This window comes from Streptomyces sp. NPDC057302 (assembly GCF_042667685.1).
GTDB lineage: Bacteria > Actinomycetota > Actinomycetes > Streptomycetales > Streptomycetaceae > Streptomyces.
Map to the genome: position 1 here is coordinate 26,351 of NZ_JBHUZJ010000062.1, position 6,899 is coordinate 33,249.

General features: G+C 71.9%; 7 protein-coding genes. 4 read left to right on the top strand and 3 right to left on the bottom strand.

Translation table 11 applies throughout. The annotated features are described in order from the left end of the window. Window positions 1-4: 4 nt before the first annotated feature. A complete protein-coding gene (locus tag ACFUPX_RS32240) occupies window positions 5-622 on the bottom strand; it encodes a dihydrofolate reductase family protein (protein WP_383330696.1) in 618 nt (205 codons plus the stop codon). 287 nt (window positions 623-909) lie between these two features. Between ACFUPX_RS32240 and ACFUPX_RS32245 the strand changes: the two genes are divergently transcribed. Further along, window positions 910-2,061 carry a hypothetical protein gene (locus ACFUPX_RS32245; protein WP_383330699.1) on the top strand — a complete coding sequence of 384 codons (1,152 nt, stop codon included), beginning with the start codon at window positions 910-912 and terminating at the stop codon, window positions 2,059-2,061. A gap of 151 nt (window positions 2,062-2,212) precedes the next feature. On the opposite strand, the gene ACFUPX_RS32250 is transcribed toward ACFUPX_RS32245, so the two are convergent. Then, entirely contained in the window at window positions 2,213-3,217 is a 1,005-nt protein-coding gene (locus tag ACFUPX_RS32250) for a helix-turn-helix transcriptional regulator (protein ID WP_383330702.1), read from the bottom strand. A 98-nt stretch (window positions 3,218-3,315) separates the two neighbouring features. On the opposite strand from ACFUPX_RS32250, the gene ACFUPX_RS32255 reads away from it, so the two are divergent. The 3 genes from ACFUPX_RS32255 to ACFUPX_RS32265 all read left to right on the top strand — a co-directional run bounded on the left by ACFUPX_RS32255 (window position 3,316) and on the right by ACFUPX_RS32265 (window position 5,988). Then, window positions 3,316-3,906: a DinB family protein gene (locus ACFUPX_RS32255; protein WP_383330705.1), complete on the top strand. Its 591-nt coding sequence runs from the start codon at window positions 3,316-3,318 to the stop codon at window positions 3,904-3,906. Between the two features lie 179 nt (window positions 3,907-4,085). Continuing rightward, window positions 4,086-5,183 (top strand): winged helix DNA-binding domain-containing protein, encoded by a 1,098-nt coding sequence (locus ACFUPX_RS32260; protein WP_383330708.1) that lies wholly within the window; start codon window positions 4,086-4,088, stop codon window positions 5,181-5,183. 397 nt (window positions 5,184-5,580) lie between these two features. After that, the gene (locus ACFUPX_RS32265) at window positions 5,581-5,988 is read left to right on the top strand and encodes a RidA family protein (RefSeq protein ID WP_383330711.1); all 408 of its coding nucleotides are present in this window, start codon (window positions 5,581-5,583) and stop codon (window positions 5,986-5,988) included. A 52-nt stretch (window positions 5,989-6,040) separates the two neighbouring features. On the opposite strand, the gene ACFUPX_RS32270 is transcribed toward ACFUPX_RS32265, so the two are convergent. Next, window positions 6,041-6,784 carry an SAM-dependent methyltransferase gene (locus ACFUPX_RS32270; RefSeq protein ID WP_383330713.1) on the bottom strand — a complete coding sequence of 248 codons (744 nt, stop codon included), beginning with the start codon at window positions 6,782-6,784 and terminating at the stop codon, window positions 6,041-6,043. Between the last annotated feature and the right edge of the window lie 115 nt (window positions 6,785-6,899).

The following is a 6,899-nucleotide window of genomic DNA, read 5'->3' on the forward strand; positions in this document are numbered from 1 at the left end:
CCGCCTACGCGCCGCCCCCGTACGTCCCGTACTCCGGAAGTCCCGTCGATTCGTACACGTGAATCGCCAGCCCGCCGGGCGTCGTCCCGTTGCTCAGGAGCCGCAGCGCCGCCGGCGCACCGCCGTCCGGCAGCAGGCGGCGACCCTCGCCCACCACCACGGGGGCGATCGCGAGACGCAGCTCGTCGACCAGACCGGCGGCCAGCAGGGACTGGCCGAGCCGGCCGCTGCCGTGGATCTGCAGCTCGCGGCCCGGCCGCCGCTTCACCTCGGCCACCTGGGCGAGGATGTCGCCGGACAGGAGCGTGGTCGGGTCCCAGTCGCAGTCGGCCGCGGTCAGGCTCTGGGAGGCGACGTACTTGGGCAGGCCGTTCAAGATGCCGGCGAACGGGTGCTCGGTCATCTTCGGCCAGTCCCGCGCGAAGTTCAGATACGTACGGCGGCCGAACAGGAACGCGTCGGCCTTGCCGAGCCACGTGCCCGCCAGCTGTTCGAACTCGTCGTCCAGGTGCGGCACGAACCAGCCGCCCCGGGTGAATCCGTCGCTCGTGTCCTCGTCCGGGGAACCCGGGCCTTGGTAGACGCCGTCCAGCGACAGGAACTCCTGAAGTACCAGCCTCATCGCACACCACTTTCCTGACCGGGGGACGTGCCCGTCCCTCCCCCTCTTCAGACATCGTGGCGCACGAAAACTCATCGGTCCGGATGCGCCGGTTGCGTTGCCGGGCATCGAGGAGCTCGTTGGGCCCTGTGATCGCTCCCGTTTGACCTGGGATGGCTGGATCAGAGCGGCTTCATGCCTCTACGTACGGTCCGTCCGGCGTGTTGAAGCCGTGGGCGGGGTACCGCTTCCTTATCCAGGTGTACGGGCCATACTGGTCGGGCCCCGCCCACTCACAGAACGAATTCATGGCCAAAAAAAGCAGCTCATCGACCGCCGTCCCCGACACCGCGTGGCTGGGGCGCGGGCGCCACCTCGGGCCCGAGCCCGAGCAGGACGTCCGGCGCAACCTGATCGCCCTCAAGGCGGCCGGGGTGCTCGACGACTTCCTGGACCTCGACCCCGTCGAGGCGGCCCGCTCCACAGTCCTGCACCCGCGGGACGACTCCGCCGATCCCGGCCCCTCGGCCCGCCGTCTCTTCGAGGCGCGCTGGCGCGTGGCCGACGACGTCACGGTCCGCGCACAGCTGACGCTGTACGACCCCGAGGCCCGCCGCAAGGAGAGCGAAGGCGTCACCTGGGTCCTCGCCGCCGAGGCGGAGCGGGAGTGGGACATGCGCTGGCCCTCACCGGCCCTCATGTTCTGGCCGGACAGCGACCGGGTCGCCTGGGACCACGACACGGTGGCGGACGTGCGCCTGCGGACGACGAACCACCTGCCCAAGGACGACGACGAGCTGCGCCACCTGCTGCGCGACTGCACCCGGCAGAGCTGGTACATCCACGTCGTGGTGCACGAGGCGATGACGCCGGACGCGATCGGGCAGCGGCCGGTCTCGACGTTCCTGCCGCCGAGCCTGCGGCACCAGGTGGTCGAGCACCGGGGCACGCCGGAGCAGGCGCAGATCGCCGACTTCGCGATGAAGCGGGAGCTGAGCGTACGGATGCCGCGCGGCGGCGCCGTCGTACTGCCCACGGCGCCGCAGAGCCCGGACTACGACGCGGACCGCTTCACGGTGCGCAGCGTCTTCCTGGACGGTTCGGAACCCACCGAACTCCTCGACAGGATCAAGGAGTTCGCCGCACTGCCGCGACCGCTGCCGACAGAGGCCGAGCGGGCCCTGACACAGCTGCGCCAGGGCTGGCACCTGCTCACGCCGGACGAGGAACTGGCCCACGCCCAGGGCATGGTCACCAAGTACGCCGAGGCGCTCGAGGCCATGACGAACTCCCGCGACCTGTACCAGCAGGCCGCCGAGGCGGCGCAGGCCGCGCTGGCCGAGGTGACCGGCGGCGACGGCATGCCCCGCACGGCCGCGCCGGGACACGTCAAGGCGGACGGCTCGCCGCTGAGCGCCCTGACGAAGGCGTTCGGCCGCTTCCGGGACCCGAACAAGTAGCGCGCGCGTACAAGGCCAACCAGCGCGTCAAGCGGTTCTTCTGGCTCCCGAGCGACGAGGGCCGCAAGCAACCCACGCCCTGCCGGCGGCTCCTACGACATGGCGATGATGGCCGTCCTGGTCGCCGTCGACGACATCTTCGACCTCGTGATCACGCGGTGGGTGTGGTGGCCGACGCGGCGGCATAGCGGTGGGCCAAGTGTGCGAAGGCCTCGCTGAGTTCGGGTGGGCCCACGACCTCGATGTCGGCGTCGAACATGCCGATCGCGGCGGCCAGGGCGGGCCATGACCACGAGCCCAGGACGAGGCGGCAGCGGTTCGGGCCGAGTGCCTCGACGACCCCATCGCGGGAGTAGCGGGACACGTCGGCCGCGGGCAGGGCGAGGATCACCTCGCCGCGGCAGGGCCAGTCGCCCGAGCCGTCGAAGCCCTGGAACCGGGCGGCGACGAAGGCGGCCACCTCGCCTCCGGGGACGTCGCGCGGGGTGAAGCGCGGCCCCGTGGGCGTACGCGGGGTGATCCGGTCCGCGCGGAACGTACGCCAGTCCTCGCGGTCGAGGTCCCACGCGACCAGGTACCAGCGGCCGCCCCAGGTGACGAGGTGGTGGGGCTGTACCCGGCGCGGTGGGGGATCGGTCCTATCGCCGTCGGTGGGCTCCTGCGCAGACGCGGGGGCGTAGTCGAAGCGCAGCTCCTCGCGGGCGTGCACGACGGAGCTGAGCGCCATGAGGACGCCGCTGTCGACCTGCGGGTTCGGCCGGGCCGACGGGCGTTCGACGGCGGTCACCTGGAGGGTGTCGACACGGCGGCGCAGCCGGGCGGGCATGACCTGCCGGACGGTGGTCAGCGCACGCGCCGCGGCCTCCTCGATGCCCGCGCCGGTGGTGGTGGCGATCTGGAGTGCGACGGCGAGGGCGATGGCCTGCTCGTCGTCGAACAGCAACGGGGGCAGTTCCGAGCCCGCGTCGAGGCGGTAGCCCCCGTCCGGCCCCTTGCTGGCCACGACGGGATAGCCGAGCTCCCGGAGACGATCCACGTCGCGGCGTACGGTGCGCGGGCTGATGGCCAGCCGTTCGGCCAGCAGCGCCCCTGGCCACTCCCGGCGCGCCTGGAGAAGCGAGAGCAGCGAGAGCAGGCGCGCTGAGGTCTTCGGCATGACGTCATGGTGCCCCGAGAAGCGGCCACAACCTGACCGCTTCTCTTGCGAGAGTCGGTCGTGCCAGACAACGAGCACGACCGGAAGGCCCGATCACAGTGACCACCACGAGCACCACGCCTCCCACGAATCCCACGCCCCTCGACGCCGAGCGCGCCGACCTGATCGCCGGGCTCGCGGCCGCGCGAGCGGCCCTGACGGCCACGGTGCGCGGACTCGACGACGAGCAGGCCGGCCGACGGCCGACCGCGAGCGCACTGTGCCTGGGCGGGCTGATCAAACATGTCGCGTCCATCGAGGAGGGATGGCTGCGCTTCGCCGCCGACGGGCCGTCGGCGCTGCGCTACGACCTGCCCGACGGAGTCACCTGGGAGGAGTTCGCCGCCGGTACCGCCCGCGAGGTCCCGCAGTGGGCGATCGACCACCAGAACGACTTCCGGATGCTGCCCGGCGACACACTGGCGGAGATCGTCACGCGGTACGAGGAGTTCGCCGCCCGCAGCGAGCAGGTCATCGCCTCCGTACCCGACCTCTCGGCGACGCATCCGCTGCCGCAGGCCCCCTGGCACGAGCCGGGAGCAGTACGCAGCGTGCGCGGGGTACTGATGCATGTCATCGCCGAGACCGCCCAGCACGCCGGGCACGCGGACATCCTGCGCGAGTCGCTCGACGGTCAGAAGTCGACTTGAGCGCAGGGTGGACGGGGCCTGCCGGGCGACGGCGACGGTGGTGGTGCATCGTCGCCGTCGCCGTCGCCCGGCAGTGCTGTCCGGAGCATCCGAGACGGGTCGTACCCACAGCCATCCGTCATCAACCACACGCCACCGCACCGCCGTTCGGCCGACGAGTGCGCCCCAGGAGGACCCCCATGACCGTTCTCGACAACCGGGCGCTCAACCGCGCGACACTCGCCCGGCAGCTGCTGCTCGACCGCACCGACGTACCCGTCATCGACGCCGTCGCGCGCCTCGGGGGTCTCCAGGCGCAGGAACCACAGGAGCCGTTCGTCGGCCTCTGGTCGCGGCTGCACGGCTTCGACCCGGCGGAGCTCTCGGAGGACCTGATCCAGCGGCGGGTGGTGCGCACCCACCTCATGCGCCGCACCGTCCACCTCGTCACCGCCGATGACGCCCTGGCCTGGCGCGCCCGGCACGACGCGATGCTGCGCCAACGGGTGCTCGGCGTCTACCGCGGCGAGCTCGAAGGGACGGACCTCGACGAGCTGGCGGCAGCGGGCCGGGCGGCCATGGCCGACGGCCGGCCGCGCTCGATGACCGAACTCGCGCGGGAGCTCGCCGATCGCTGGCCGACGCCGGGGCCGCGGGCGCTGGGGGAGATGCTGATGGCCCTCGTCCCGGTGGCTCAGCTGCCGCCGCGCGGGGTCTGGCGGACCAAGGCGGGAGTGCGAAACGCTCCGCTGTCGTCCTTGCTGGGACGCGAGATCGACCCTCTGTCGCCGGACGGCACCGATCCCGTGGGACAGGCGCTGGTAAGGCGCTACCTGGCCGCGTTCGGCCCCGCCGCCTCCGCCGATCTGCGCGCCTGGTGCGGACTTGCCGGGCTGCCGGCGGCCGTCGCCGCGCTGCGCGATGAGCTGATCACCTTCAGGGACGAACGGGGGCGGGAACTCCTGGACCTCCCCGACGCACCGCGCCCGGACCCCGGCACCCCCGCTCCGGTGCGGTTCCTGCCGGCATTCGACAACGCGATCCTCGGTTTCCAGGACCGCACCCGGATCATCGACGACGCCCACCGCGGCCTGTCGGTCGCCGGGGCCCGCGTCGTGTTGGTCGACGGCCGGGTCGCCGCCACCTGGACCGTGGAGGAGGGCACGGTGACGGTCACCCCGCTGGGTCGCTTGTCCCGCGCGGAGCGCGCAGAGGTCGCCGAGGAAGGGCGGGCGCTGGCGGCTTTCCTCTCCGACAAGGAGAGCCACCGGGTGCAGATCTCCGGTTCTCCGCGCTGAGGTTGGTCCTTTCCCAGCCCCCGTCTGCGTCCACCTTGACGCGGACCCCGTCTTGATCGTCCGCCAGCGGTCGCTGGAGAGGCAGCGGGAGGAACCGGCAGGCGGAAGTAGGCGGTCCGGCGCGGCTGCCCCGTCTCCTCGGCGACGGTGCGATGCCGGATCACGGAGGCGGCGACACGGAGGCGGCGACACGGAGGCGGCGACACGGAGGCGGCGACACGGACGCGGGGGCTCATGAACGCCTTGGTCACCATACGGTTACCCAGGCACCGAAAAGTGCGTTCTTCCACGTCAACCGCCACTCTCCTAGGGTTTCCAAGTAACCGGTAGAGACCACGAGGGTCCCGGTTCGGTGCGCAGAGAGCCCGCGGGCTTCCACGACAAGGAGACAGTCAACATGGCCATCACCCTGGTGAATCCCGACGGACTGCCGAAGATCGACGCCTACCGGCAGGTGTCCATCGCGACGGGGTCGAAGCTGGTGTTCGTCGCCGGACAGGTCGCCTGGGACGCCGACGGGGTCACGGTCGGCGAAGGCGACCTCGCCGCGCAGGTCGAGCAGTGTTACCTCAACGTCGCCACCGCTCTGGAAGGGGCCGGCGGTTCCTTCGACGACGTGGCCAAACTGACCGTGTACGTCGTCGACTGGACCCCCGACAAGATGCCTCTCTTCGGGGAGGGCGTCGCGCGGGCGGCCGCGAAACTGGGAGGTACGCCGGTACCGCCGGGCACGCTGGTGGGCGTGGCGGCGCTGGACGTGCCCGACCACCTGGTGGAGGTCGAAGCCACCGCCGTCATCGACTGACCGAGCTTCCCTTGCTCGGCTCACCCCGGCCGGCCCCTGGCGAGCCTCAGGACTACGGCGTCCGGCGCAGAAGCAGGGTGACGAAGCCGAGCGTGCCCCGGTAGCCGTGGAGCCAGGCGTTGCGGTGCGCTGCGGCGGCATCGAGGGCTTGGCCTGCGTCGGGGTGCTCGGGGTGGTCGAGGGCCCATCGGGACAGGTCGCCGGTCCAGGACCACTCGTAGTCGTCCCACTCCTGGAGGGTGCTGACGTGCCCGTGGACAGGGATCCAGCCGTCGGCGACGACCCGGTCGACGGTCGTGGCCAGGTCGGCGTACTCGTCGGCGGCGAAACCGGCGTCGAGAACCGCCTGACCGGGCTCGCGCTCCCAGAAGCCCTCGCCGACGAGGACGCTCCCGCCGGGGGAGAGATGGCTGCCGGCGGCTCGCAAGGTGGGCAACAGGCCGCCGAAGGCGTGGGTGGCACCGACGCTGACCACCACGTCGTAGAGGTGCGGGGAGGTGAACTCCGTGGCGTCCTGGGCGTGGAACTCGGTCCGGTCGGCGAGACCCGCGTCGGCGGCGGCACGCCTGGCAGCGGTGATGCCGTCGGCGTTGTTGTCGACGCCGACGGCACGAAGGCCGGGGCGGGCGTGCTGGGCGCGCATCATCCACGTACCTGATCCGCACCCGAGGTCGAGGAGTGTCGCCTCGTCGTGCGGAAGGGCCCGGTCGAGGAGTGCTTGTACTGAATCGTCGTGCAGGGGAGCGGCGATGGGGTGGCCGGAGTGGGCGATGGCGCTGATCTCGTGGCGGTGCATGGTCGTATATCTTGCCTGCCGCCTGCCGCCTGCCGCCTGCCGCCTGCCGCCTGCCGCCTGCCGCCTGCCGCCTGCCGCCTGCCGCCTGCCGCCTGCCGCCTGCCGCCTGCCGCCT

What these genes read in the sequence shown, in the direction of transcription:
- ACFUPX_RS32240 (WP_383330696.1), bottom strand. Translation starts at nt 622, where the DNA reads ATGAGGCTGGTACTTCAGGAGTTCCTGTCGCTGGACGGCGTCTACCAA.
- ACFUPX_RS32245 (WP_383330699.1), top strand. Translation starts at nt 910, where the DNA reads ATGGCCAAAAAAAGCAGCTCATCGACCGCCGTCCCCGACACCGCGTGG.
- ACFUPX_RS32250 (WP_383330702.1), bottom strand. Translation starts at nt 3,217, where the DNA reads ATGCCGAAGACCTCAGCGCGCCTGCTCTCGCTGCTCTCGCTTCTCCAG.
- ACFUPX_RS32260 (WP_383330708.1), top strand. Translation starts at nt 4,086, where the DNA reads ATGACCGTTCTCGACAACCGGGCGCTCAACCGCGCGACACTCGCCCGG.
- ACFUPX_RS32265 (WP_383330711.1), top strand. Translation starts at nt 5,581, where the DNA reads ATGGCCATCACCCTGGTGAATCCCGACGGACTGCCGAAGATCGACGCC.
- ACFUPX_RS32270 (WP_383330713.1), bottom strand. Translation starts at nt 6,784, where the DNA reads ATGCACCGCCACGAGATCAGCGCCATCGCCCACTCCGGCCACCCCATC.